Below are 25,641 nucleotides of genomic sequence, written 5' to 3'. Positions count from 1 at the left end.
CGGGATGAAAATGACAAGATTAAGTGAACAGACCCTTGGGCAGATCAGCCAGCCGCGCCCGGAATATGATCGCAGGCGGCTGCGCCCCGGTATCCTGCATTTCGGGGTCGGGAATTTCTTCCGCGCCCATCAGGCGGCCTATCTGGACCGGCTGATGAACATGGGACTGGCCCATGATTTCGCCATCATCGGCGCGGGCGTCATGTCGGGGGATGCGCGGATGCGTGACACTCTGGCAGTGCAGGACCACCTTTACACGCTGGTCGAACAATCGGCTGGGGCGTCGCGGGCGCGGGTTTTGGGGCCGGTCATCGACTATATCACCCCCGGTGATCATGTCCGGGTAATCGCCAGCTTGGCCGATCCGGCGATTCGCATTGTCGCGCTGACCATCACCGAGGGCGGCTATTTCATCGACGCCGCTACCGGGCATTTCGATCCCACCCATCCCGCCATTGCGGCCGATGCGGCCAATCCCGATATGCCGCAAACGGTGTTTGGCCTCATCGTCGCCGGACTAAGGGCGCGTCGCGCGGCGGGTCATGCGCCCTTTACCGTCATGTGCTGCGACAACATCCCCCATAACGGCGATGTCACGCGTGAGGCGGTGGTTGAGACGGCGCGCCTCTCTGACCCGGATTTTGCCGAGTGGATCACCGCCGAAGTCGCCTTTCCGAACGGTATGGTGGACCGCATCACTCCTGCGACCAGCGAGCGTGAGCGGCGTCTGGTGCGCGAGGATTTCGGCATTGAGGATGACGCCCCGGTCTTTTGCGAAGATTTCATCCAATGGGTGCTTGAGGACCGCTTTCCTGCCGGACGACCCGCACTGGAAAAGGTCGGTGTTGAATTCGTACAGGACGTGACGCCGTGGGAGCTGATGAAGATCCGCATCCTGAATGGCGGCCATGCGGTGATCGCCTATCCGGCGGGACTGCTCGACATCCACTTCGTCCATGAGGCGATGGAGGATGCCCAGATCCGCGCCTTTCTTGAAAAGATCGAGCGTGATGAGATCATCCCCGCCGTGCCGCCCGTGCCCGGCACCGATCTTGGCGCCTACTTCGCCAAGGTGGCCGAACGTTGTGCCAACCCCAAGATCGGGGATACGGTGCGCCGGCTTTGCCTTGATGGCTCGAACCGGCAGCCCAAGTTCATTGTCCCGACCATCGCCCACCGGCTTGAACGTGATCAGCCGGTCGAGGGGCTGGCGCTGGAATCGGCGTTGTGGTGCCGCTATTGCGCGGGCATCAGCGACAGCGGGGCCGTTATTGCGCCGAACGATCCGAACTGGGATCGTCTGATCATTCAGGCACAGGCCGCGCGCAATGATCCCGCCGCGTGGCTTGCCATGGCCGAGATCTATGGCGCAACGGGGCGCGATCCGCGCTTTGCCCAACCCTTTGCCCGCTGGCTTGCGATGCTGTGGAACAAGGGCACGCGTGCGACGCTTGACGCTTATATCCGGGGCTAGGCAGTGGCGCGCGGGCTGATCTTTGACTGTGACGGGGTTTTGGTTGATTCAGAGCCCCTCGCAGCGGCCGAGATCGGGGCGCTGTTGCAAGGGCAGGGCGCGCCCATCACCCTTGCGCGCATTTATGATGAGTTTCTGGGCCGCTCATTCTCGACCATCACCGATGCGGCGCGTGCGCATGGTGTCGATCTGGGACCGGCCTTGCCGGGTTATGCCACGGCGCTGGCCGAACGTTTCCGCCGCGAGTTGCAGCCGGTTCACGGCATGGCCGAGGTACTGGCCCGGCTTTCAGGTCCGCGCGCCGTCGCCTCATCCAGTGCGCCCGAACGACTGTCGTTGTCGCTGTCGTTGACCGGGCTTGCGTCTTTTTTCGGTCAGCATGTCTATTCGGCGGTGCAGGTTTCGCGCGGCAAGCCAGCGCCCGATTTGTTCCTTTTCGCTGCGAAAAAACTGGGGGTTGATCCCGCTGACTGTGTGGTGATCGAGGATAGCCCGGCCGGTCTGCGCGCTGCCCGTGCGGCGGGGATGCGGGTGATCGGCTTTCTGGGCGGCAGTCACGCGGGACCGGCGCGCCTTGCCGAAAAGCTGGCACAGCTTGCCCCGGATGCGCTGATTGACCGCGCCAGCGATTTGCCCAAAACTCTGGATGATCTGGACTAACAAAGGGGAATCAGCGTGCTGATCGGGGCCGTGGATGTGGGCTCGGCCCGGGCGCGGGCGGGGCTTTTCACCCTTGACGGCCGGCTTGTTGCACGCGCCAGCCGGGGCTTTGCCACCATCCCGGGGCCCGACCAACAGGCCATGTATCATTTTGCCGAGATTTGGCAGGCCGTAGCCGATGCCTTGACCGAGGCACGCCATCAGGCCGGCGTGCCCCCGGCGCAGATCGGCGCGCTGGCTTTCGATGCGACCTGTTCTTTGGTCGTTGACGCCCCGGGGTTTTCGCCCGACGTAATCGCCTGGCACGATCATCGCGCGGTTGCCGAGGCAGCCGAGCTTAGCCGCATCCCGCATGAGGTGGTGGTGCGGGCTGGGGGCTCGGTCTCGCCCGAGATGCAGACGCCAAAGCTTATGTGGCTGAAGCGCAACCGGCCCGGGATCTGGGCGACGCTGAACGGCGTACGGGACCTTTGCGACCATCTGACCTTTCGGGCGACAGGTATCGAGGCGCGCTCGCTTTGCGCGGCGGTGGCAAAATGGGCGTGGCTTCCTGACCGTGGCGGCTGGCAGCAGGATCTGTTGGAACGGGCAGGGGTCGCCGATTTTCCGCGCCCCGGTCCGGTTCTGTCCCCCGGCAGCCGCATTGGCCCCCTGTCACCGCAAGGCGCGGCCGAACTGAGGTTAAAACAGGAAACGCTGGTCGCAACGGGGTTGATCGACGCCTTTGCCGGGGCGCTTGGCGCGGCGCCCGGTATGCCGGCGCTGATCGCGGGCACCTCGAACTGTGTGATCGCGGCAGGGATAGGCCCGCGCACGTCGCTTTGGGGACCTTATCCCGGTGCCATTCTGCCCGATGAAAGCGTGACCGAGGGAGGGCAATCTGCGACCGGCGCGCTGCTGGAACGTCTGCGCGCCCTTTACCCCGAGCCGACCGATCACGACGTGATCCTTGCCCGTATCGCCTCGGCCCCCGAGCCTGCGGCCGATCTGCATGTCCTGCCTGATATCAAGGGCAACCGCACGCCCTTTGCCGATCCGCTGCTGCGTGCCGTCATTCAGGGTCTCACCCTTGAGCGTAGCCCCGAGGCGCTGGATGCGCTTTACTGGCGCGCGGCGGTCGGGATCGCGCTGGGAACGCGTCAGGTGATCGCGCATATGGGCCTGATACCCCAGGCGCTGGCCATGGCGGGTGGGCAGGCGCGCTCACCCCTGTTGCGCCAGCTTTACGCTGATGCCATCGGGGCCGAGATCCACTGGCAGCCCGAAGACGCGGTGCTGCGCGGCACAGCCATCCTTGCTGCTGCGCCGCTCAGCGGCGGTGTTCTTGCTGCCCGCGACCATTTTGCCCGGCCGATCGAGGTGACAAAGCCTGATCCCGCCGCCTGTATCCGGCGTGAGCGGGACTGGCGCATCTTTTTGCGCATGCAAGAACAGCGCGCTGAAATTGCTGCGATGTAGCTAGCCCGACAGCAGCGCCGCACCGGTTGTGGCATCGGTGATCAGCCCGCTGATCAGCCCGCCCCGCAGCGCGCCGCGGATCGCCGGAACCTTTTCACTGCCATGCGCCGCGCCGATAACAAGCGTCGTTTCCCGCGGGGGGATCGGGGCCGAGGCCACGCGATCATTGCTAAGCCCCGGCACCAGCGCGCCATGGGTGTCATAGGCCCAGCCAGTGATCTCGCCCACCGCGCCGGCATCGACAAGGGCGTCAAGCTCGGGCTGGGTCAGAAAACCGTCAAGCATCAATGGCGCGTTCTCGCCCACAGTGCCGATGCCGACAAATGCGACCGCCGCCTCAGACGACATCTGGATCAGGCGCCGGATGCTTGGCTGGCTGTTCACGGCCTGCCGTTCGCTCATGCTGGGGGCGATGACGGGCAGGGGCAATGGAAAGCTGCGGGCGCTGACCAGATCTGACAGGGTAAACAGCACGTTATAATAGGCGGTCGAGCCGTCGGGCGCGATATTGCCGGTCAATGAGACGATACGATGCTGGGGGCAGTCGATATGGGGCAGTTGCGCGATGGCGCTGCGCAGGGTGCGGCCGGTGCCGATCGCCATGGTCAAAGGCTCGGCCCGGCGCAACCATTGCTCGATCGTGTCCGCGACCATCAGCGCGACACCTGCTTCGGGGGCATCTGAGGGGGCGATCTGGCAAAACTCCAGCCCCCATTTGTGCTGCAGCCCGGCGGCAATATCCATGCAATGGGCAAACGGGTGGTCGATGCGGATCTTGACGATACCCTCGGCCATAGCCTGAGCAACCAGCCGCTGCGCAGTCTGGCGCGAGACGCCCATGATCCCGGCGATCTCATCCTGGGTCTTGCCTGCGACATAGGAAAGCCACGCCGCCTTGGCTGCCTGCTCAAGTTTCCGGCCCTGGTTCACCATAAGGGGCTGTCCGTCTTTCCTACCCTAACTATCCCTTTACGTGTCTAGCTTGGTGGTGCCGCAAGTGTCCAGCGGCGGCTTTGGGATCCCAACTGGAGAGGGGGGAGGGGGCTGGCAACAGGTTAACGCCCATTTTCCCAGATCAGAATTGGAAAGAACTGGCCCTTCATATTCCGTTCGCGCCCCAGTAGCCGACCTGGCCGCCATGCGTGTCCGATCACTGAAACAATGGCCATTCCGGCAACTCTGGTGCAAAATAACTGATTGAGTTTACTTTATTATTTAGATGCGCGGTTTTCTGTTTTGTCCACTTTTACCGCGATTATCGACCATCGAAATATTGCGTGACGACCAAAGGAAAAGGCCGCCCGAAGGCGGCCTGACGAAGTCTGGCATCTGATAGAGAGCGGTGTCTGGCCAGGCTTACCCGATTGGCGATTCAGGATTCGGCGGTGCTGGCGATATGCTCTTCGAAGATTCTGCGGAGTGAGCTGCTTTGCGCGGGATTCTGGAACTCATCCAGCAACAGACCGAAGGCGACCCATTTATCGCCCCGGGCGGGCGATTGCTTCGGGTTATGGCTGGCCTCCAGAATTCGGAATGCGCGGCGGATCCCGGTTTCGCCCTTCGAGGTATAGGTCCAGCCACATGTGTCGGCCACATGCCGTTCACTGAAGGACAGATCCTCGAAGGTGACATACGGACCGAACTCCAGGGCGGTGCCCAGAATTTCCGTAACCCGAATGGCCCGTTCGAGCGGCTGGCCATCCAGCCATGCCGGACCAGGACGGCCTGCAATCCGGTCGGTGATATACGCCTGGAGCGGGGAGGCCGAACAGGGCTCCGCGTTGCGAGCAATCTCTCTCAGCATGGGGTGGTTTCCGGGACGCTTGCGGCGAATACACCCCTTCCATCCGTTTCGTCGGGACGGGCGCAGCGGATCAGGGAAGCTACGCGAGCCTTGTCGAGATGAAGCCGGTGCTGAGATCGGCACCGGCCCGCATGGATGGTGTCGCGGCTCAAACGCTGGACTTCGCTGTCGACAAGGCGTTCACGGCAGCCACGATGCGACGTTCGACACTGGATTTCTGCGTTCGGATGAACAGCACCGATGAGCGTAGGGCCGGCTTGGCAAACCGTCACCGGTTGATCACCTGGGAAGGGGGCCTGCCCATCGTTCACAATGGGACCATCGTGGGCGGCGTCGGGGTTTCCGGGGTGCAGGGACACGAGGACGTGGAATGTGCCCAAGCAGCGCTTCACAGCCTGGGCCTAGGTAACGGAACCTGAAGCAGGTCAGGCGCTGACCAGACGCAGGATCGTGTCGATATTGAACTGGAGGCGCTCTTCGAGCGCCTCTTTCGCCATCAGGTCACGCTCGAAGATGATCGAGCCGGTGAAGCGGTTGGTCAGATAGTAATAGCCGATCGCAGCGATGGTGATGTTCAATTGCACCGGATCGATGCCGGAGCGGAAATCGCCACTTGCGACGCCGCGCTCCAGGATCGTGTCGACCATCGAGACGAAGCGGCGGCTGTAGATCTTGACGATCTCCGACTTCTTCAGGTGTTTGGCCCGGTGCAGGTTTTCGCTGTTGACCAGTGTGATGAACTCGGGGTGCTTCAGGTAGTATTCCCAGGTAAAACGCACCAGCCGCGCCAACGCCTCCTTGGGCGGCAGGTGGTCCAGCGCCAGTTTCTGCTCGGCATCGCGGATGTCGATATAGGCATTCTCGAGCACTGTCTGGAACAACTCTTCCTTGCTGCCGAAGTAGTGATAGAGCATCCGCTTGTTGGCATCGGCCTTTTCGGCGATGACGTCCACGCGGGCGCCGCCGAAGCCATTGCGGGCAAACTCGTTCAGTGCCGCCTTGAGGATGCGCGCTTTGGTCGCGTCTGCATCGCGGATGCGGGGCTTGCTACGCGGCGGCGTCTTGGCTTGTGCGGTCACGCTGTGTCTCCGGTGGTTCCTGGCTCGTTCAATGCCTCGCAAAGGTTATAGCAGTCCATGGCTGACGCAAGACGACGATGGCGATTTAATGCACTATCCGGTTAATGATTACGCTTGACTCAACATCCCTGAAAAAAGTAACCAGTTAGTGCGTTATTTTGACGGCGCTCGCCATCTGTGGATCTGAGGAGAGATTCGGGCGGCGCCTTATGGGGAGGCTGAAGATGTCCACCTTTATCAAGGACTATATCGACCGTGAGGTCATAACCCGTCGCAAGTTGCTGCTGGCGGGGGCTGCCGGCATGGCGACGCTCGCCGTTCCAGCCGTATTCGGGCGCGGTCAGGCCCGCGCCGCGCTGACCGATCCCGCCATTGCATGGAGCTATCGCGACCGTGCCTCGGCCTATTGGAATGCGGTCGTGTCGGGAGGCGAGGCTTTCGTTGAATCCATCGGCCGTAGCAAATCGGACATGGTCAACCTGATCAGCGAGGGTTCGTCGGAAAAATCTCTGTCCGATATCAAGGCATTCCTGTCTAAGACCGGCGGCAATTGCGCCATCGCCTGCGACCCGAACGACAGTCCCAATGCCCGGCCCATCGTCGAGGCGGTGCAGGCGGCGGGCGGTTATATCTCGACCATCTGGAACAAGACCGACGACCTGCACCCTTGGGATTTCGGCGACAATTATGTCAGCCACATGACCTGGTCGGACGAACAGCCCTCCGAGCAAACCGCGAGGATCCTGTTCGAGGCGATGGGGGGCAAGGGCGGCGTGGTGCATCTGGGCGGCATCGCGGCGAACAATCCGGCGGTCGAGCGACTGGCTGGGTTGCAGAACGCGCTGAAGGACTTTCCCGATATCGAACTGTTGGACGCGCAGCCTGCCGATTGGGACACGACCAAGGCGGCGGAGCTGATGTCCTCTTTCCTGACCCGCTATGGTGACCGGATCACCGGCGTCCATTGCGCCGCCGACAACATCGCCTATGGCGTGATCGAGGCGCTGCGGGCCGAGGGCATCACCGACATGCCGATCGTCGCCTATGACGGTAATCCCGAGGCGGTGAAGCTGGTCATGGACGGTCAGCTTCTGGCTACGGTCTTTACCAACCCCTATTGGGGTGGCGGTATCTCGGCGGCCTTGGCCTATCACGCGGCCATCGGCACGTTCAAACCGTCCGAGGAGCCGCATGAGCATCGTGAGTTCTACGGTCCGACCGTCCTGATCACTCAGAAGGACGCGGCCGAGTTCAAGGCGCAGTATCTGGACGCCACGCCTGAATATGACTGGACCGACTTCTGGGGGCCGAGCAACGGCCAGATCCAGTATCGCTGATTTCTGAAAATCCGATGGGTTGACCGCGCGGCGGCCTTCCCCGCCGTCCTTCGGGGCATGCGGGCCGGCAGTGTTGAGGAGAACTGCGTTGAAGATGAAGCTCACCCGCGAGAATATCATCCGATGGGCTCCGGCCCTCGTGCTGCTGGGGTTGGTCGTGCTGTTCGCGGCGATCAATCCGGCCTTCCTGTCGCAACGCAACCTGGCCCGGATCGCGCTGGCCTCGACGCCGCCGATGATGGTGGCGCTCGGCGTCACCTTCATCATCGTCATGGGCTCCATCGACCTGTCGATGGAGGGGGCGGTGTCGCTGTGCGCGGTGCTGTTCTGCCTGATGTTCCTGAAGCTGGGCGGATCATTGGGGGCGGGCGCATGGCTGGCCATTCCGGCGATCCTGCTCTGCGGGGCCTTCTTTGGATGGCTGACCGGGATGGTTCATGTCCGGCTTCAGATCCCTTCATTCATGGCCAGCCTGGCGATGGGCTTCGTCGGCACCGGCGCTGCGGTGCTCGTGACAGGAGGTGACATTGTCCGCATTGATGACGATGTTTTCCGCGCCCTGCTGACCTGGCGCATCCTCGGCTTTCCGCTGATGGTGCATATTGCGGCGCTGCTGGTCCTGCTGGCCTGGTTCATCCAGAACCACACGACGCTGGGCCGCAACTTCTATGCCGTAGGCGGCGGCGAGGAACTGGCCCATGCCTCGGGCGTGAACGTGCACCGGGTGCGGCTGGCGGGCTTCGCGCTGGCCGGAGTATTCTACGCCGTCGCCGCGATCTTCCAGGTGGCGCGGCTGGGGCAGGCGGAATCGGTGACCGGCGCCAACCTGATGTTCGTCGCCATCACCTCGGTCGTCGTGGGCGGCGTGGCGCTGTGGGGCGGGATCGGCGGCGTGCTGAACGCGGTCGTCGGCGTTCTGATCGTCAATGTCATCGGCAACGGCATGGTCGTCATCGGCCTGCCCAGTTACCTTCAGGACGGCTTGCTGGGCGTCCTTGTCATCGTCGCGGTCGTTCTTTCCACCGACCGGCGCCTTGTCAGTTTCGCGAAGTGAGGCCGCCATGTATCAGCTAAGCTCGGTCGACAAGAAATTCCCCGGCGTCCATGCCCTGAAATCCATCGACTTCCACATCAAGCGCGGCGAGATCGTCGGGCTGGTGGGCGAGAACGGTGCCGGAAAATCGACGCTCATGAAGGTGATCTACGGCGCCTATCAGCCCGACGGCGGCCAGATCCTGATCGACGGCAAGCCGGTGCATTTCGCCAATCCCCGGCAGGCGATGAAGCGCGGCATCGGCATGGTGTTCCAGGAACAATCCCTGATCCCCAACCTGACGGTGATGGAAAACATCTTCCTGGGCTACGAGGCGCAATTCACCCGCCTGGGCGTGGTGAACTGGAAGGCGATGGCCGCGGCTGCGAAGAAACAGCTTGCGAAGGTCAAGCTGGACATCGACCCGGCGACGGTGACCTCGGTCCTGTCCTTCGCGCAGCGGCAGCTGGTCGAACTGGCCAAGGTGCTGACGCTGGAGGAACGGGTCGAGGGCGATCTGGTCATCCTGCTGGACGAGCCGACCTCGGTCCTGTCCGGGGAGGAGGTGAAGTTGCTCTTCAAGCTGGTGCGTGAGCTGACCAGCCGCGCATCCTTTATCTTCGTCAGCCATCGCATGGACGAGGTGATGGAGCTTTCGGACCGCATCTATGTGATGAAGGACGGGCAGGTGATGGATGTCGTCGCCAAGGTTGACGCCGATGCCAGCGCGATCCAGCACAAGATGGTCGGCCGACACGTGGACCGCGAATATTACCGCGAGCAGCGCCAGAAACCTTATGACACTTCTCGAACGCTGTTCGATATGCGCGACGTTGTCCTGCCGGGCCGTCCGCACAAGCTGAACCTGGCGCTGCATCCGGGCGAGGTGCTGTGCCTGGTCGGTACCGAGGGTTCGGGCCGCGAGGCGATCCTGCGCACGATCTACGGGATGCTGGCGCCAGTCTCGGGCCGTTTCGAGATGAAGGGGCAAGAGCTTCGCCGTTTCAACCCGCGCCGCTCGGTCGCGATGGGCGTGGGCTATGTGCCGCGCGAACGCAAGATCGAAGGCATCGTCGCAGGCATGAACGTCTATGAGAACATGACCCTTTCCCAACTTGGCCGCTATTCCCGGGCGGGGGTGATCGACGTCGGACGCGAAAAAGCGCTGGCGCGGGACTGGATCAGGAAGCTGTCGATCAAGGCACACTCCGAGTTTGCCGATTGCGGCAACCTCTCGGGCGGCAACCAGCAGAAGGTGGTGCTGTCGAAATGGCGGTCGGGCGGGTCCGACATCATGCTTCTGGACCACCCGACGCGGGGTCTGGACATCGGCGCCAAGGAAGACGTTTACGACATGATCCGCGACATGAGCGACGACGGGGTCGGCATCGTTCTGGTGGCCGACACGCTGGAAGAGGCCATCGGCCTCTCGCACACCATCGTCGTGCTGAAGGATGGCGAGATCCGGCAGCGTTTCGAATGCCGGCCGGGCGCCAAACCGTCGCTCTACGATCTTCTCCACCACATGATCTGAGGCGCAGATGACCATGCAACGCATCAAACCGCATCTTCCCTGGATCACCCTGCTGGTGCTGACCGCTGTGGTCGGCGTGGTGGATCCGAATTTCCTACGCCCGGCGAACCTGCTCAGCCTCGCCGGCGATATCGTGCCTCTGTTCATCATGGCGCTGGGGCTGACCTTCGCCATCTATATCGGCGGGATCGACCTCTCGGTGCAGTCCATGGCCAATATGATCACGGTCATCGCCTCAATCTATCTCGCCTCGCTTGGGGCCTGGGTGGCGGTGCTTTGCATCGCGGCGGGTTTCGGACTTGGCATGTTGTCGGGCTTTCTGACTACGCGGCTGTTCGTGCCTTCGTTCATTTCGACGCTGGCGGTGGGCGGGATATGCTTCTCGGTCGCACAATGGCTGTCGGGCAACCGCGCCCTGAACATGGATGCCGAGCAGAGGAATGCCACCTTTGGCTGGATGATCGGCCATACCGGGATCATCCCGAACGAGTTATTTCTGGGTGCTGCCCTGCTGGCGATCTGCCTGTTCATCGAGCGCCGCACCATCCTGGGCCGGGTGCTGAAGGCCGTCGGTGCGGGCGAGCCCGCGGCCAAGGCGTCGGGCATCAATGTCGGGCGCTATAAGATGCTGGCCTTTGCGATATCCGGGGCGCTGGCGGCGATGGCGGGGTTGTTGTTCTCAGTCAAGCTGTCTGGGGGGGCGCCGACCATCGCCAACGGTTTTCTGCTGCCCTCTATCGTCGCGGTGCTGATTGGTGGCACGCCCTTGACCGGTGGTGTCGGCGGCGTGCTGAACACGCTGATCGGCACGCTGATCGTGGCCGTGATCCGCGCTTCGATGCTGTATCTGGGGATCGAGGCGACACAGCAGCAGATGCTGTTCGGACTGGTCCTGATCGCGGCTATCGCCCTGACCATCGACCGCTCGAAACTCCGCACGGTGAAGTGAGGTTGCCATGAAAACCATGCAAGCCGCCGTCCTTGTCGCTCCGCACAAGCTCGAATTGCGCGAGGTGCCGCGCCCGCAGATCGGCCCCGACGAGGTGCTGATCCGCGTGACCCGGACCGGGATCTGCGGTACCGACCTGCATATGTTCCACGGCCATTATGCGGCCGACGACCTGCCGATCATTCCGGGGCACGAATTTTGCGGTATCGTCGAGGAGGCCGGAGCGAACCAGCGCCATCTCACCCCCGGCAAGGTGGTGGTCGCCGACATCAATATCGGTTGCGGACATTGCTACTGGTGCCGCCGCAACGAGGTGCTGAACTGCCCCGAGATGGCGCAGCTTGGCATCACCCGCGACGGTGCCTTCGCCGAGTTTGTCGCGCTGCCCGGTCGGTTGGTCATTCCTGCGCCCAATGACATTTCTCCCGAGATACTCGCCCTGACCGAGCCGGTCGCCTGCGTGGTCCGCGCGGCGCGCAAGGCACAGGCCGGGATCGCGCAATCGGTCGTAGTGCTGGGCGCCGGGCCGGTTGGCAACCTGCATGTGCAGATGATGCGGCTCATGGGCGCGGCACCAATCATCGTGGCCGACCTGTCGGCCGAACGCTGCACGATGGCTTTGGATGTCGGTGCCGATGCCGCGATCAGCGATAACGCGCAACTGAAGGCGACCGTGCTTGAGCTGACATGCGGCCGGGGCGCGGATCTGGTGATCGAAAGCGTTGGCCACCCGGCACTTTACGCAACCGCCTTCGACCTTATTCGCAAGGGCGGCCATGTCGCCTTCTTCGGCCTGACCGGCCCCGATGAGGTCGCTCCGGTGCCGATCCTGCGCACGATCCTTGAGGAGAACGGCCTGAAAGGCTCGGTCGCGGGGATGGGACAGGACATGCATGACGCGCTGGCTTTGCTGGCGCATGGCCGGTTCCGTACCGAGGCGTTCACCACGGCCTCTTATCCGCTCGCGCGCATCCAGGAGGCGTTCGAGACCCTGGCCGAGCGGTCCGCCGACCTCAAGACCCAGATCGTCATTTCGCAGAACTGACATTGCAGCATTTCCGAGGAGCCCGACACGATGGACCAGACCGCCCGCACCCTTTCCCCGCCGGAGTCGCCGCGCGAGTTCGGCTTTTTCATCGACGGCGAATGGCGGCATGGCCGCGATCTGGCCGAACAACGCTCGCCCGCGCATGACGTGCCGGTGACGCGGGTGGCGCGCTGTATCACGGACGACCTGAACGATGCAGTCGCCGCCGCACGCCGCGCCTTCGAGAAGCGCAGCTGGGCTGGCATTTCGGGCGGTGAGCGCGCGGGTGTGCTGTTGCGCGCCGCCGAGATCCTGCGCCGCCGCCGTGACGAGGTCGCCTATTGGGAGGTGCTGGAAAACGGCAAGCCCATTGCCCAGGCCCGCGCCGAGATCGAAGGCTGTATCGCCTGTTTCGAGACGGCTGCGGGTGCCGCCCGGCTGCTGCATGGCGACAGCTTCAATTCGCTGGGCGACGGGTTGTTCGGCATGGTCCTGCGTGATCCCATCGGGGTCGTCGGGCTGATTACGCCGTGGAACTTCCCCTTTCTGATCCTGTGCGAGCGGGTACCCTTCATCCTAGCCTCGGGCTGCACGATGGTGGTAAAGCCGTCCGAGGTGACCAGCGCCACCACGCTGATCTTAGCGGAAATCCTGACCGAGGCGGGGCTGCCCAAGGGGGTCTACAACGTCGTCACCGGCTCGGGCCGCACCATTGGCCAGGCGATGGCCGAACACCCGGACATCGACATGCTGTCCTTCACCGGCTCGACCGGCGTCGGGCGGTCCTGTGTCCACGCCGCCGCCGACAGCAATTTCAAGAAACTGGGGCTGGAACTGGGCGGCAAGAACCCGATCATCGTCTTTGCCGACAGTGATCTTGAGGATGCCGCCGACGCGGCGGCCTTTGGCATCAGTTTCAACACCGGACAATGCTGCGTGTCCTCCAGCCGGTTGATCATCGAGGCCTCGGTGGCCGACGAATTTGAACGGTTGCTGGTGGAAAAGATGCGGCGCATCCGCATCGGCGATCCGCTGGACGAGGCGACGCAGGTCGGCGCCATCACGACGCCCGCGCAGAACGACACCATCCTGAACTATATCGAGAAGGGCCGCCAGGAGGGCGCACGCCTCTTGACCGGCGGCGAAGTTCTGAAGATCGGCGCGGGCCGTTTCATTGCGCCGACGCTGTTTTCCGGCGTGCGCCGCGACATGGCCATTGCGCGCGACGAGATCTTCGGCCCGGTCCTGTCCTCGTTCCGCTTTGAGACCGTGGACGAGGCCATCGCCATCGCCAATGATACGGTATATGGGCTTGCCGCATCGCTGTGGACCAAGGATCTGGACAAGGCACTGACCGTGACGCGGCGCGTCAGCGCGGGCCGGTTCTGGGTGAATACGATCATGGCGGGCGGGCCGGAAATGCCGTTGGGAGGCTTCAAGCAATCCGGCTGGGGCCGCGAGGCCGGTATCTACGGCGTCGAGGAGTATACCCAGATCAAGTCGGTCCATGTCGAGATCGGCAAGCGTACGCATTGGATCGGGTAAAGGGGGCGTCATGGCGCAGGGTTACGATTACGTCATCGTCGGCGGCGGCTCGGCCGGTTGCGTGCTGGCCGCGCGGCTGTCCGAGGACAGTCAGGCGCGGGTCTGCCTGATCGAGGCCGGCGGCAAGGACAGCAACCCGCTGATCCACATGCCGGTGGGTTTCGCCAAGATGACCACCGGGCCGCTGACCTGGGGGCTGGTGACCGCGCCGCAGCGCCATGCCAACAACCGCGAGATCCCCTATGCTCAGGCCCGAGTCCTGGGCGGCGGGTCGTCGATCAACGCCGAGATCTTCACCCGCGGCCACCCGTCCGATTACGACCGCTGGGTCGATGAGGGGGCAGAGGGGTGGGGCGCGGACGAGGTGCGGCGCTATTTCCACCGCTCGGAAGGGAACACGATCCTGTCGGGCGAATGGCACGGCACCGAGGGGCCGCTGGGCGTGTCGAACCTGCCCAATCCCAATGCGATGAGCCGCGCCTTCGTCCAAAGCTGCCAGGAGGCGGGCATCCCCTACAACCCCGATTTCAACGGGCCGATGCAGGAAGGCGCGGGAATCTATCAGACCACGACCCGGGGCAACCGGCGTTGCTCGGCCGCCGTCGGCTACTTGCGCCCGGCGCTGTCGCGCCCGAACCTGACCCTGATTACCGGCGCGCTGGTGCTGCGGCTGGTGTTCGAGGGCAGCCGGGCGGTCGGCGTCGAGTATGCCGCCGGCAAGGGGCGCGCGCCGGTGGTGGCGCGTGCCGAGCGTGAGGTGATCGTGACCTCGGGCGCCATCGGCTCACCCAAGCTTCTGATGCTGTCGGGGATCGGTCCCGCCGATCACCTGCGCAGCCACGGCATCGAGGTGGTGCAGGATATGCCCGGCGTGGGGCAGAACCTCCAGGACCATTTCGGCATCGACATCGTAGCCGAGCTGAAAGGCCATGAAAGCCTCGACCGCTATGGCAAGCCGCATTGGATGGTCTGGGCCGGTCTGCAATACCTGCTGTTCAACTCGGGGCCGGTGACCTCGAACGTGGTCGAGGGCGGGGCCTTCTGGTATGCCGACCGTGGGGCGCCCTGTCCCGATCTGCAATTCCATTTCCTTGCCGGGGCGGGGGCCGAGGCGGGCGTGCCCTCGGTGCCGAAAGGATCTTCGGGGATCACGCTGAACAGCTACACCCTGCGCCCGAAATCGCGGGGCACGGTGACGCTGCGGTCCTCCGATCCGCGCGACAATCCGGTGGTCGATCCGAATTTTCTTGGCCACCCGGACGACCTGCGCATCTCGACCGAGGGGGTAAAGATCAGCCGCGAGATCTTCAGTCAGCATTCGCTGCGAAAGTATATCCGCGAACTGCGCTTTCCCGATGCGAATGTGCGCACGCAGGCGGATTACGAGGCCTATGCGCGCCAATACGGCCGCACCTCGTATCATCCCACCTGCACCTGCAAGATGGGCCGGGACGAGATGTCGGTGGTCGATCCGCAGTTGCGCGTTCACGGGCTGGACGGGTTGCGGATCTGCGACAGTTCGGTCATGCCCTCGCTGATCGGGTCGAACACCAATGCGCCGACGATCATGATCGCTGAAAAGGCATCCGACATGATCCGGGGCAATCACTGAGATTTTGCGGGGCGCGGCCTTCACCGCGCCCTGGCGCGTTAATCCCATATAGGCGCGAAGGGCACCCGGTCGCGGTCTACGATGCGGTAATTCGTGCGATTCAAATCGTCGATCCGGGACATCTCACCCTTCGTAAGCGTGAAATCCATAATCTCCAGATTGGCACGGATATTTTCCGGGTTGGTGGACATGGTGTTCATGCTGAGACCCTTTTGCAGGATCCAGCGCAAGACGACCTGAGCCGCAGATTTTCCATGCGTCTTGCCGATTTCCCCGAACAGCGGGTATTTGAAGACCTCGCCGCGCGCGAGAGAGCAGTATGACGAGAGTGGTATCTTGGTGTCTCTGGCCGCTTCCAACAGGCGCGACTGATCCAGCAGCGGATGAAACTCGACCTGGTTGGTGACCAGCGGAACATCGACGAGGGCACGGGCCTGGCGCATCATCGCGGCGGTATAGTTCGACACGCCGATATGGCTGGCCAATCCGGCCTCATATGCCTTTTGCAACAGCCTCAGCGATGGCGTGATGTCGCCTCCGGCCGGCGGCCAGTGCAGAAGCAACACATCAATCCGGTCGATCCGCAAGGCACGCAGGCTGCCCTCGACCGAGGGCAAGAAGCGCGATTCGCTGTAATTCTCGGGCCTGACCTTGGTGATGATGCAAAGACGGTCGCGCGCGACGCCGGTTTCGGCCAGGGCGGCGCCGGTATCCGCTTCGTTCTCATAACCCTGCGCCGTGTCAAAGGTTCGGTAACCCGCCTTGACCGCCATATGGATCGCGTCCCGCAGGGCGCCACCTTTCAAGGGAAATGTGCCGAATCCCTGCAGGAATCCGGGTTGCAGCAGAATGTTCATCCTGGTCCTCCCTCACATGTTCTTGCATCGCGCCGATCCCGGTTTTCCTCTTGCCGGGCCGGGCGGATTACAGATATATAGATAACCAGTTAGTTACTTAAGATGCAATTGCGAAGGAGGAGCGCAATGTCCAAGATTCGGACCGCCAGTCAGGCGGCAGAACTGGTTCGCGATGGCGCGGTGATTGCGGTGAATTCGTCTTCGGGATTGCTGTGCCCGGATCATGTGCTGGCGGCCCTGGGTGAACGCTTTGTGCAGGAAGGCGCTCCGCGCGGCCTGACGACCATCCATCCGATCGCCGCCGGCGACATGTTCGGCACCCCGGGCGTGGACCATATCGCCCATCCCGGCATGATCACAAAGATCATTGGCGGTTCCTATCCCTCGGGGCCGTCTAATGCCGAGCCGCCGAAGATCTGGCAGCGCATCCTGGCTGAGGAGGTTGCGGCCTATAATGTGCCCTCGGGCATTGTCTTCGACATGCTGCGTGAGGGGGCGGCGCAGCGGCCCGGCGTGCTGACTAAGGTCGGCATGGAAACCTTTGCCGATCCCGCGCTGGAAGGCTGCGCGATGAACGCCACCGCCCGCGCCACACCCATCGTCAAGCGCGTGGCCTTCGAGGGCGAGGACTGGTTGTATTTCCCGGCCCTGCGCCCCGATGTAGCGCTGATCCGCGCAACCACGGCAGACGAGAATGGCAACCTGACCTTCGAGGACGAGGGCGCGACCCTTGGCGCGATGGAAATGGCGCTGGCCGCGCACAACTGCGGCGGCATCGTCATTGCGCAGGTTAGACGTATTGCCGCGCAGGGCACGTTGAAGCCGCATGATGTGAAGGTGCCGGGCATTCTGGTCGATGTAATCGTCGAGGCACCCGATCAGTTGCAGACTACCGCGACACCGCACGATCCGGCTATCTCGGGCGAGGTCTTCCGGCCGCTCGCCAGTTTCCGCGCGGCGGATTTCAATCCCGGCAAGGTCATCGCCAGGCGCGTCGCACAAGAACTGCGATCGGGATGGGCGGTGAATATCGGCTTTGGCATCTCGGCCAATGTGCCGCGCATCCTGATCGAGGAGGGCCTGCATGGCGCGGTGACATGGGTCATCGAGCAAGGCGCGGTCGGGGGCGTGCCGCTGCTGGATTTCAAGTTCGGCTGCGCCAGTAATGCAGAGGCGTTCGTCGCTTCGCCGCATCAGTTCTGCTATTTCCAGGCGGGCGGTTTTGACTGTTCCCTGCTGTCCTTCCTGGAAATCGACGCCGAGGGCTCGGTCAATGTCAGCCGGCTTGCCGCGACGCCGCATCGGACAGCGGGGGCGGGCGGTTTCGTCGACATTACCGCGAGGGCGAAGCGGATCGTTTTTTCCGGGAACTTCAACGCCGGAGCAAAGATGCGAATTGAAAATGGCCGGCTGGTGATTGACCGCGAGGGCAAGGTTGCCAAGATCGTGCCAAAGGTTGATCAGGTAAGCTTTTCGGGCCGGCGCGCGGTGGCGCAGGGGCAGGAGATCACCTATGTCACCGAGCGTTGCGTGTTGCGTCTGTTGCCCGAGGGGCTGACGGTGACCGAGATCGCGCCTGGCGTCGACTTGCGGCGGGATGTGCTGGATCAGGCCGCAACGTCCCTCCGCGTGGCAGAGAATCTGAAGGAAATGGATGCGGCGCTGTTTCGCGACACGCCGATGGGGCTGGCGCTGTGAGCGAAGATCAGCGCGTCGATCTGCGTATCGAGGCGGATATCGCACGGCTGACCATTCGCCGCCCGGACAAGCTGAATGCCCTGGACGCCGAAATGGTGGACGGATTGCTGCCGCTCTGCCGCCGGATCGAGCGATCCGACGCGCGGGTGGTGATCCTGACTGGCGAGGGTGGCCGCTCATTCTGCGCAGGCGGCGATATTGCTGCCTGGTCGCAACTGTCGCCCGAGGATTTCAGCCGCCGCTGGTTGCGCGACGGCCATGCTGCCTTCGATGCGCTGGCACGTTTGATGCAGCCGGTGATCGCTGTGCTGAACGGGCATTGCCTGGGCGGCGGGCTGGAGCTGGCGGCCTGCGCGGACTACCGCCTGGCCGAGGCACATGTGCGGATCGGTTTGCCCGAAACCTCGCTTGGGGTCATTCCCGGCTGGTCGGGAACGCAACGCGCGGTGCGACGCTTCGGTGCTGGCACGGTCCGCCGGATGGCGCTGTTCGGTGAGGTTTTCGGTGCCGAGGAAGCGCAGCGCCTCGGGCTGGTCGATCAGGTCGTCCCGACGGGCGCTGGCATGGCTGCTGCCGAGGCGCTGGCCGCGCGGGTGATTGCCCGCGCCCCGCGCGCAACGGAAATCACCAAGATGCTGGTCAACGCCGCCGAGGGCGAGGAACGCGAGCGGGTGCTTGAGGCACTGGCCGGCAGCGTCGCCGCCGCATCCGGTGATTTGCGGGAAGGGCTAGCGGCGTTCCGCGAAAAGCGCTCTGCAAGGTTCGAAGCGACGGGTCGAGGGGAGAAGCTGGAATGAAAGCCGAGGATCGCGAGTTTCTTACCGGGCTTTTTGACGCGGCGGTGGCTGCTGCCGATCCCGAAACCGCGCTGGCCGCGCATCTGCCGGATCGTCCCAGGGGTCGCACGGTCGTAGTCGGTGCCGGCAAGGGTGCGGCGCAACTGGCGGCGGCGTTCGAGCGCCGATGGGACGCTCCGGTGGAGGGCGTGGTGGTCACGCGTTACGGCTATGGCTGCGATACCCGCAATATCCGCGTGATCGAGGCCGCGCATCCCGTTCCCGATCAGGCCGGTCTTGCCGCGACTGGGGCCTTGTTTGAGGCTGTGCGGTGGCTGAGCAAGGATGATCTGGTCGTGGCGCTGGTCTGCGGTGGTGGCTCGGCGCTGCTGCCAGCGCCGCCCGAGGGGCTGACGCTGGAGGACGAAATCGAGCTGAATCGCACCCTGCTGGCCAGTGGTGCGCCGATCTCGGTGATGAATGCGATCCGCAAGCAGGTCTCGCGTATCAAGGGCGGCAGGCTGGCGCTGGCGGCGCATCCGGCGCGGGTGGTGTCGCTGGTCGTTTCGGACGTGCCGGGCGACGATCCGGCGCAGGTGGCCTCGGGTCCGACGGTGCCGGATGCGGTCACTCGCCGGGATGCGCGGCGTCTGCTTGAAACATGGCGGATCGAGTTGCCACCGCGTCTGGCTGAATGGTTCGCGGGCGAGGACGGCCTGCCGCCGGATCCCGCCGATCCTCGTTTTGCCGGACATGAGGTTCGCGTGGTGGCTTCGGCGCGCCTGTCGCTGGAAGCCGCCGCCGCGCGGGCCGGGGCGGCGGGCATTCCGGCAGTGATCCTGTCGGACGCGATCGAAGGGGAGGCACGCGACGTGGCCCGCGTCCATGCTGCCATCGCCCGCGAGGTCGCGACCCAAGGCCGGCCTTTCACGCCCCCGGTGGCGATCCTGTCAGGCGGCGAAACGACCGTGACGCTGCGCGAAAATGGCAGGGGCGGGCGCAACAGCGAATTCCTGCTGGCTTTCGGTTTGGCTATTGAAGGGCTGCCCATCGCCGCGCTGGCCGCCGATACCGACGGCATCGACGGGTCCGAGGATAACGCAGGCGCTTTTGCTGATGGGGACAGTGCGGCGCGGCTTCGGGCCTTGGGTTGCGATCCGGCAGCGATGCTGGCTGGGAACGATACATGGTCCGCTTTCGCCGCCTTGGGCGACCTGTTCGCTCCTGGCCCGACCGGCACCAATGTCAACGACTTCCGGGCCATCCTGGTCCGATAGGTCCGGGCGCCGCCGACCCGCGATCTCAGGCAGGAACCGGCGCGTCCTCACGCAACAGGCCCTTGTCCTTCAGCGCCGCCCAGAACGCGGCCGGAATGGGGTGCTGGAACCACGTGAGATTCTGCTCAAGCTGCTGGATAGTCCGCGTGCCGGCGCAGAAGGCCGGGACAGCCGGATGTGCCACGACGAATTGCAATGCCGCCGCCGCCAGGGGCACGCCGTATTCGGCGCAGACCGCCTCGATCTTTGCCACCCGGTCCATAATTTCGGACGGGGCAGGGGCGTAGTTGTATTTTGCGCCCGGCTTCGCACCCGTGGCGAGGATCCCCGAGTTGAAGCCGCCGCCCACGACCACTGCCGCACCGCGCTTCTCGCAAAGCGGCAGGAACGCGTCCAGCGCGTCCTGTTCCAGCAGCGTATAGCGCCCGGCCAGCAGGAAGCAGTCGAAATCGCGTTGCTTCAACGCCTCGTGGCAGACCTGCCATTCGTTCACGCCGACGCCGATGGCCTTCACGACCCTCTCGTCGCGCAGCCGGGCCAATGCCCTGTAGCAGCCGTCCATCGCCTGCCGGAATACCTCGGGCTGCTCGGTGCCGCGCGTATAGACGTCGATGTCGTGGATGAACAGAATGTCGATGCGCTCCAGTGCCAGCCGTTGCAGGCTGTCTTCGAAAGCGCGCATCGTGCCGTCGTAGCTATAGTCGAACTCCATTGCGAACGGGGCGGCATTGACCCAGGGCGCGAAGTCGATGCTGTCGCGTCGCGCCGGGCGCAGCAGGCGGCCCACTTTCGAAGACAGCACGAAATCGTCGCGCTTGCGCCAGCGCAGCGCCTCGGAGGTGCGCAGTTCGGACAGGCCATGGCCATACATCGGCGCGGTGTCGAAATAGCGCACTCCGGCATCCCAGGCATGATCGAACATGGCGCGCGAGGTCTGGTCGTCGATCTCGCGGAAAATATTGCCGACCGGTGCGGTGCCGAAGGCGAAGCCGGTCACCTCCATATCCGTGCGGCCGAACTTTCGTTTGCCGGATGGTTTCATCGACTTCCTCCCATAAGTAACCAATTGGTTATAATCTGCATGAGTCCACGCCACGGATCAAGCGGATTTCCAAGCCGTTGTCGGTTTTGGCGCTTGACGCGAGGAAGGTGCCTCAAATAAAGTAACCGGATAGTTACATATCGGGAGGGGATTCGAGGATGTATCTGAACGATACCCAGCTGCAGGTGCGCGACATGGCCCGCGCCTTCGCTGACGAGGTCATCCGGCCTGCAGCCGAGGCGCTGGACCGCGACGAGCGTTTCCCGGCCGAGATCTATGACGAGATGGCCAAGCTGGGCCTGTTCGGCATCGGTGTGCCGGAAAGCATGGGCGGGCCGGGCTTCGACACGCTGACCTATGCCGTGGTGATGGAGGAACTGTCGCGCGGCTATGCCAGCGTGGCCGATCAATGCGGTCTGCTGGAGCTGATCTCGACGCTTCTGGTCCGCCACGGCACCGAAGCGCAGCGCAAGCTGCTGCCCGGGATCCTGGCGATGCAGCAGAAGGTTGCCTATTGCATCACCGAACCGGAGGCCGGGACTGACGTGTCGGGCATCCGCACCACGGCAGTGCGCGACGGCGACGGCTGGGTGCTGAACGGCGGCAAGATCTGGATCCACAATGCACCCGTCGCCGATCTGGGCTTCGTGCTCGCCCGTACCGACAAAGAGGCGGGCAACCGCGGCATGTCGATCTTTATCGTCGACCTGCACGGGGCAGGGGTCGAGCGCGGCCCCAAGGAACACAAGATGGGTCAGCGCGCCAGCCAGGTCGGGGCCTTGACCTTCACCGATGTGCGGCTTGGCGCGGATGCCATGCTGGGCGAGCCGGGCCGCGGCTTTCACATGATGATGAGCGTGCTGGACAAGGGCCGCGTCGGTATCGCTGCACTGGCGGTCGGCATCGGCCAGGCGGGGCTTGAGGCCGCACTGGAATATGCCGGGACGCGCATGCAGTTCGGCAAGCAGATCGCCGAGTTCCAGGGCGTGCAATGGCTGCTGGCCGATATGGCCAAGGATATCGAGGCTGCGCGGCTGCTGGTTCATTCGGCCGCGTCCAAGATCGACAACGGGCAGGATGCTACCAAGGCCTGCTCGATGGCGAAATGCTTTGCCGGCGACATGGCGGTGGCGCGCACGGCGGATGCGGTGCAGGTCTTCGGCGGCTCGGGCTATATCCGGGGTTTCGAGGTCGAGCGGCTCTATCGCGATGCCAAGATCACTCAGATCTACGAGGGCACGAACCAGATCCAGCGCATGATCATTGCCCGCGAATTGCTGAAGAAGGGCGCGCAGGCATGACACAGGTTGCCCTTGTCACCGGCTCGTCGCGCGGGATCGGGCTTGCTGCGGCCGAGGCACTGGCCCGCGAAGGTTTCGCCGTCGCCGTGAACGGCCCCGCCGACGATGCTGAGTTGCGTGCGGCGGTCGAACGCATCGCCGCACTTGGCGTGCCGGTCGTCGCCGCGCCTTTCGACGTGACCGACATTGCCGCCCATGACGCCGCTCTGCAACGGATCGAGAATGCGCTCGGCCCCCTGACCACGCTGGTCAACAACGCGGGCGTCGGCGTCATGCAACGCGGCGACCTGCTGGATGTCAGCGAGGCAAGCTGGGACCGCTGCCTGACCGTCAACAGCAAGGCGATGTTCTTTTTGTCGCAAGCGTTCGCCCGCCGCCTGCTGGCGCGGGAACGCCCGGAAAACCTGTTCCATGCCATCGTCAACGTCACCTCGTCGAACGCGATCGCGGTGGCGGTGCAGCGGTCGGAATATTGCGCCTCCAAGGCGGCCGCCGCGATGGTGTCCAAGGCTTTGGCCGTGCGGCTCGGGCCGGAAAACATCGCGGTCTATGACGTGCAGCCCGGCCTGATCGCGACCGAGATGACCGCCCCCGTGATCGAGACTTATCGCCAGCGCGCCCAAGAAGGGCTGACCCTGTTCCCCCGCGTCGGCCAGCCCGCCGACATGGGCGCCATCATTGCATCGCTGGCCTCGGGCCGGCTTCCCTATACCACGGGACAGGCGATTTCGGCCGATGCCGGGATGCTGGTTCCGCGTTTCTGAAAGCTGCCATCATGAAAATCGCACTTCCCGACACACGAGGCCGCATGGCCGACTATACGCTGACCGGCACCCCCATCGCGCAGGCCGTGCTGCCCGTCAATCCGGCTCGCATCGTCTATTCCGCCGCCCATGTGGTGGCCGACCCCTTCACCACCAACGATCCTTCGGGGCGCGCGGCGGTGGATTGGGAAAAGACGATGGAATTCCGACGCTATCTGGCCGGTCTTGGTCTCGGCATTGCCGAGGCGATGGATACCGCGCAACGCGGCATGGGCCTCGACTGGCCCGGCGCGCTGGAGCTGATCCAGCGCACCAAGGCCGAATTGCCCGACGCGCTGGTCGGCAACGGCTGCGGCACCGATCATCTGGATCCGGCGGATGCCCGCACACTGGACGACGTGATCCGCGCCTATCTGGAGCAGGTCGAGGCGATACAGGCCATTGGCGGCCGCATCGTGCTGATGGCCAGCCGCGCGCTGGCCCGCGTCGCGACCTCGCCCGAGGATTACCTGCATGTCTATGCACAGGTGCTGTCGGCCTGCGACCAGCCGGTGATCCTGCACTGGCTGGGCGAGATGTTCGACCCCGCTCTGGCCGGCTATTGGGGCGACTCGGATTTCGACGCTACGCTGGAGACCGTTCTGGCGGTGATCGAGCAGAACCTTTCCAAGGTGGACGGCATCAAGATGTCGCTCTTGGACAAGGACAAGGAGATCACCCTGCGCCGCCGCCTGCCTGCCGGCGTTAAGATGTATACCGGTGACGATTTCAACTATCCCGAACTGATCGAGGGCGACGACCAAGGCTTCAGCCATGCTTTGCTGGGGATCTTCGACCCGCTGGCCCCTGCCGCCGCCTATGCCGTCAACCGGCTGGCCGAAGGGGACAAGGCCGGTTTCCGTGCCACGCTGGACCCGACCGTGCCGCTGGCCCGCACGATCTTTCGCGCGCCGACGCAATATTACAAGACGGGGGTGGTCTTTCTGGCCTGGCTGAACGGCTTCCAGGATCATTTCATCATGCTGAACGGCCATCAGGCGATGCGGCCCTTGCCCTATTTCGCGCAGGTCTTCCGCCAGTCGGACGCCTGCGGTCTTCTGCGTGATCCCGAACTGGCGGTGCGGCGGATGAAATCGCTGCTGGCCGTCTATGGCGTCTGACGATGCGCGACTTCAGTCATGATATTTCCGCGCTCGCGCTGAATACCGCCACGCTTGGCCATAATGTCGAGGGTGCGGGCGCCGGTTGGTCCCCCGAACGCATCATCGACGCCTGCGCCGAGCGCGGCTATGGCGGCATTGTCTTCTGGCGGCGCGAGATCGGGACCAATGCTGCCAGGATCGCGGCCCATGCCCGAGCGGCCGGGCTGACGGTGGCGGGGCTCTGCCGGACCCCCTTCCTCGTTGGACCCCTGGCGCCGCAGAGCCGACAGGCGGTGATGGATGATTTCCATGCTTCGATCGACATGGCGGCGGAGCTGGGCGCTCCGGTTCTGACCATCGTCACCGGCGGGGTCGAACCGGGCACCCGCGGCGTCGTCGAAAGCCTGCGCCTTGTCACCGACCGTGTGGCCGAGGCAGCGCCCTATGCCGCCGCACGCGGCGTCAAGCTGGCGCTGGAGCCTCTGAACCCGGTCTATGGCGGCAACCGCTCTTGCCTGACCACCCTGCGCGATGCGCTGGACATCTGCGACACCATCGGCGCGCCAAATCTTGGCGTGGCGGTCGATGTCTACCATGTCTGGTGGGACACTGATCTGCCACGGCAACTGGCCCGCGCCGGAGAACGCATCCTCGGCTACCACCTTTGCGATTGGCTGGCCGAGACGACCGATGTGCTCCTGGATCGCGGCATGATGGGCGATGGCGTGGCCGATCTGAAGACCATCCGTTCTGCGGTCGAAGCGGCCGGCTACAACGGCTTTTGCGAGGTCGAGATCTTCTCGGCAGGTAACTGGTGGAAACGCGATCCAGCCGAAGTGCTAGATACCATCGTTACGCGCTTCCGATCCGTCTGTTGATAATTTCAGGAGGAAATCATGAAGATACTGGTCCCCGTCAAGCGTGTGATTGACTACAACGTTAAGGCCCGTGTTAGGTCTGACGGCACTGGTGTTGATCTTGCGAACGTCAAGATGTCGATGAACCCGTTCGACGAGATTGCGGTTGAGGAGGCGATCCGCCTGAAGGAGTCCGGGAAGGCCTCTGAGGTGATCGCGGTTTCGATCGGTGTGAAGCAGGCAGCCGAGACGCTGCGGACGGCGCTTGCGATGGGCGCGGACCGTGCGATCCTGGTGGTTGCTGCCGATGATGTGCATCAGGACATCGAGCCCCTGGCGGTGGCCAGGATCCTGGCGAAAGTGGCGCAGGAAGAGGGCGCGGGCCTGATCATCGCCGGCAAACAGGCGATCGACA

Annotated in this window: 24 protein-coding genes; 19 read left to right on the top strand and 5 right to left on the bottom strand. The window is 63.9% G+C overall.

Annotation, left to right across the window (positions count from 1 at the left end):
- Positions 1-10: 10 nt before the first annotated feature.
- The 3 genes from M511_RS05840 to M511_RS05830 are packed head-to-tail and all read left to right on the top strand — an operon-like array spanning position 11 to position 3,592.
- Positions 11-1,474: a mannitol dehydrogenase family protein gene (locus tag M511_RS05840; RefSeq protein ID WP_085501641.1), complete on the top strand. Its 1,464-nt coding sequence runs from the start codon at positions 11-13 to the stop codon at positions 1,472-1,474.
- A 3-nt stretch (positions 1,475-1,477) separates the two neighbouring features.
- Positions 1,478-2,134 carry an HAD-IA family hydrolase gene (locus M511_RS05835; RefSeq protein WP_010397591.1) on the top strand — a complete coding sequence of 219 codons (657 nt, stop codon included), beginning with the start codon at positions 1,478-1,480 and terminating at the stop codon, positions 2,132-2,134.
- A 15-nt stretch (positions 2,135-2,149) separates the two neighbouring features.
- Complete coding sequence (locus tag M511_RS05830; RefSeq protein ID WP_085501640.1) at positions 2,150-3,592, top strand: FGGY-family carbohydrate kinase; 1,443 nt, start codon at positions 2,150-2,152, stop codon at positions 3,590-3,592.
- Here the strand turns inward: M511_RS05830 and M511_RS05825 are convergent, their stop codons facing one another.
- Both M511_RS05825 and M511_RS05820 read right to left on the bottom strand, forming a co-directional pair.
- Positions 3,593-4,525 (bottom strand): sugar-binding transcriptional regulator, encoded by a 933-nt coding sequence (locus M511_RS05825; RefSeq protein ID WP_010397594.1) that lies wholly within the window; start codon positions 4,523-4,525, stop codon positions 3,593-3,595.
- A gap of 439 nt (positions 4,526-4,964) precedes the next feature.
- Positions 4,965-5,396, bottom strand: coding sequence for a hypothetical protein (locus M511_RS05820; RefSeq protein ID WP_085501639.1), 432 nt, complete (start codon positions 5,394-5,396; stop codon positions 4,965-4,967).
- Between the two features lie 98 nt (positions 5,397-5,494).
- Between M511_RS05820 and M511_RS19640 the strand changes: the two genes are divergently transcribed.
- Positions 5,495-5,815 carry a heme-binding protein gene (locus M511_RS19640; RefSeq protein WP_085501638.1) on the top strand — a complete coding sequence of 107 codons (321 nt, stop codon included), beginning with the start codon at positions 5,495-5,497 and terminating at the stop codon, positions 5,813-5,815.
- Positions 5,816-5,821: 6 nt separating this feature from the next.
- Here the strand turns inward: M511_RS19640 and M511_RS05810 are convergent, their stop codons facing one another.
- A complete protein-coding gene (locus tag M511_RS05810) occupies positions 5,822-6,475 on the bottom strand; it encodes a TetR/AcrR family transcriptional regulator (protein WP_010399539.1) in 654 nt (217 codons plus the stop codon).
- 224 nt (positions 6,476-6,699) lie between these two features.
- Here M511_RS05810 and M511_RS05805 point away from each other — a divergent pair, with 224 nt between their 5' ends.
- The 7 genes from M511_RS05805 (at position 6,700) to M511_RS05775 (ending at position 15,512) form a co-directional block, all read left to right on the top strand.
- Complete coding sequence (locus tag M511_RS05805) at positions 6,700-7,812, top strand: sugar ABC transporter substrate-binding protein (RefSeq protein ID WP_029372618.1); 1,113 nt, start codon at positions 6,700-6,702, stop codon at positions 7,810-7,812.
- Positions 7,813-7,906: 94 nt separating this feature from the next.
- Positions 7,907-8,866 carry an ABC transporter permease gene (locus M511_RS05800; RefSeq protein WP_085501637.1) on the top strand — a complete coding sequence of 320 codons (960 nt, stop codon included), beginning with the start codon at positions 7,907-7,909 and terminating at the stop codon, positions 8,864-8,866.
- Between the two features lie 7 nt (positions 8,867-8,873).
- The gene (locus M511_RS05795; RefSeq protein ID WP_085501636.1) at positions 8,874-10,379 is read left to right on the top strand and encodes a sugar ABC transporter ATP-binding protein; all 1,506 of its coding nucleotides are present in this window, start codon (positions 8,874-8,876) and stop codon (positions 10,377-10,379) included.
- Between the two features lie 13 nt (positions 10,380-10,392).
- On the top strand, positions 10,393-11,328 hold the full coding sequence (locus M511_RS05790; protein ID WP_240547550.1) for an ABC transporter permease: 936 nt from the start codon (positions 10,393-10,395) through the stop codon (positions 11,326-11,328).
- Between the two features lie 7 nt (positions 11,329-11,335).
- On the top strand, positions 11,336-12,373 hold the full coding sequence (locus M511_RS05785; protein WP_010399550.1) for a zinc-dependent alcohol dehydrogenase: 1,038 nt from the start codon (positions 11,336-11,338) through the stop codon (positions 12,371-12,373).
- Between the two features lie 30 nt (positions 12,374-12,403).
- Positions 12,404-13,900 (top strand): aldehyde dehydrogenase family protein, encoded by a 1,497-nt coding sequence (locus M511_RS05780; RefSeq protein WP_010399553.1) that lies wholly within the window; start codon positions 12,404-12,406, stop codon positions 13,898-13,900.
- Between the two features lie 10 nt (positions 13,901-13,910).
- Positions 13,911-15,512 (top strand): GMC family oxidoreductase, encoded by a 1,602-nt coding sequence (locus M511_RS05775; RefSeq protein WP_010399556.1) that lies wholly within the window; start codon positions 13,911-13,913, stop codon positions 15,510-15,512.
- Positions 15,513-15,550: 38 nt separating this feature from the next.
- Here the strand turns inward: M511_RS05775 and M511_RS05770 are convergent, their stop codons facing one another.
- Positions 15,551-16,369, bottom strand: a complete 819-nt coding sequence (locus tag M511_RS05770; RefSeq protein ID WP_085501634.1) for an aldo/keto reductase — start codon at positions 16,367-16,369, stop codon at positions 15,551-15,553.
- A gap of 126 nt (positions 16,370-16,495) precedes the next feature.
- Here M511_RS05770 and M511_RS05765 point away from each other — a divergent pair, with 126 nt between their 5' ends.
- Genes M511_RS05765 through M511_RS05755 form a run of 3 tightly spaced genes read left to right on the top strand, consistent with a single transcriptional unit; the run spans position 16,496 to position 20,120 of the window.
- Entirely contained in the window at positions 16,496-18,067 is a 1,572-nt protein-coding gene (locus M511_RS05765) for an acyl CoA:acetate/3-ketoacid CoA transferase (protein WP_085501633.1), read from the top strand.
- Positions 18,064-18,864, top strand: a complete 801-nt coding sequence (locus M511_RS05760; RefSeq protein WP_085501632.1) for an enoyl-CoA hydratase/isomerase family protein — start codon at positions 18,064-18,066, stop codon at positions 18,862-18,864. The genes M511_RS05765 and M511_RS05760 overlap by 4 nt, the downstream gene beginning before the upstream one ends.
- On the top strand, positions 18,861-20,120 hold the full coding sequence (locus tag M511_RS05755; RefSeq protein ID WP_085501631.1) for a glycerate kinase type-2 family protein: 1,260 nt from the start codon (positions 18,861-18,863) through the stop codon (positions 20,118-20,120). Before M511_RS05760 ends, M511_RS05755 begins: the two co-directional genes overlap by 4 nt.
- A gap of 25 nt (positions 20,121-20,145) precedes the next feature.
- Here the strand turns inward: M511_RS05755 and M511_RS05750 are convergent, their stop codons facing one another.
- A complete protein-coding gene (locus tag M511_RS05750) occupies positions 20,146-21,162 on the bottom strand; it encodes an aldo/keto reductase (protein ID WP_085501630.1) in 1,017 nt (338 codons plus the stop codon).
- A gap of 158 nt (positions 21,163-21,320) precedes the next feature.
- On the opposite strand from M511_RS05750, the gene M511_RS05745 reads away from it, so the two are divergent.
- From M511_RS05745 to M511_RS05725, 5 genes are all read left to right on the top strand, one after another.
- Positions 21,321-22,463, top strand: coding sequence for an acyl-CoA dehydrogenase family protein (locus M511_RS05745; protein ID WP_085501629.1), 1,143 nt, complete (start codon positions 21,321-21,323; stop codon positions 22,461-22,463).
- Entirely contained in the window at positions 22,460-23,227 is a 768-nt protein-coding gene (locus tag M511_RS05740; protein ID WP_010399574.1) for a 3-ketoacyl-ACP reductase, read from the top strand. The genes M511_RS05745 and M511_RS05740 overlap by 4 nt, the downstream gene beginning before the upstream one ends.
- Before the next feature lie 11 nt (positions 23,228-23,238).
- Positions 23,239-24,387 carry a dihydrodipicolinate synthase family protein gene (locus M511_RS05735; protein ID WP_085501628.1) on the top strand — a complete coding sequence of 383 codons (1,149 nt, stop codon included), beginning with the start codon at positions 23,239-23,241 and terminating at the stop codon, positions 24,385-24,387.
- A 2-nt stretch (positions 24,388-24,389) separates the two neighbouring features.
- Positions 24,390-25,247 carry a sugar phosphate isomerase/epimerase family protein gene (locus M511_RS05730; RefSeq protein ID WP_085501627.1) on the top strand — a complete coding sequence of 286 codons (858 nt, stop codon included), beginning with the start codon at positions 24,390-24,392 and terminating at the stop codon, positions 25,245-25,247.
- A gap of 18 nt (positions 25,248-25,265) precedes the next feature.
- A partial coding sequence (locus M511_RS05725; protein WP_441339018.1) for an electron transfer flavoprotein subunit beta/FixA family protein occupies positions 25,266-25,641 on the top strand: 376 nt, incomplete at its 3' end.

This window comes from Paracoccus sp. J56, from assembly GCF_019633685.1.
GTDB lineage: Bacteria > Pseudomonadota > Alphaproteobacteria > Rhodobacterales > Rhodobacteraceae > Paracoccus > Paracoccus kondratievae.
The sequence above is the reverse complement of the archived record's forward strand: the minus strand, read 5'-3'. Positions and strand labels throughout refer to the sequence as shown.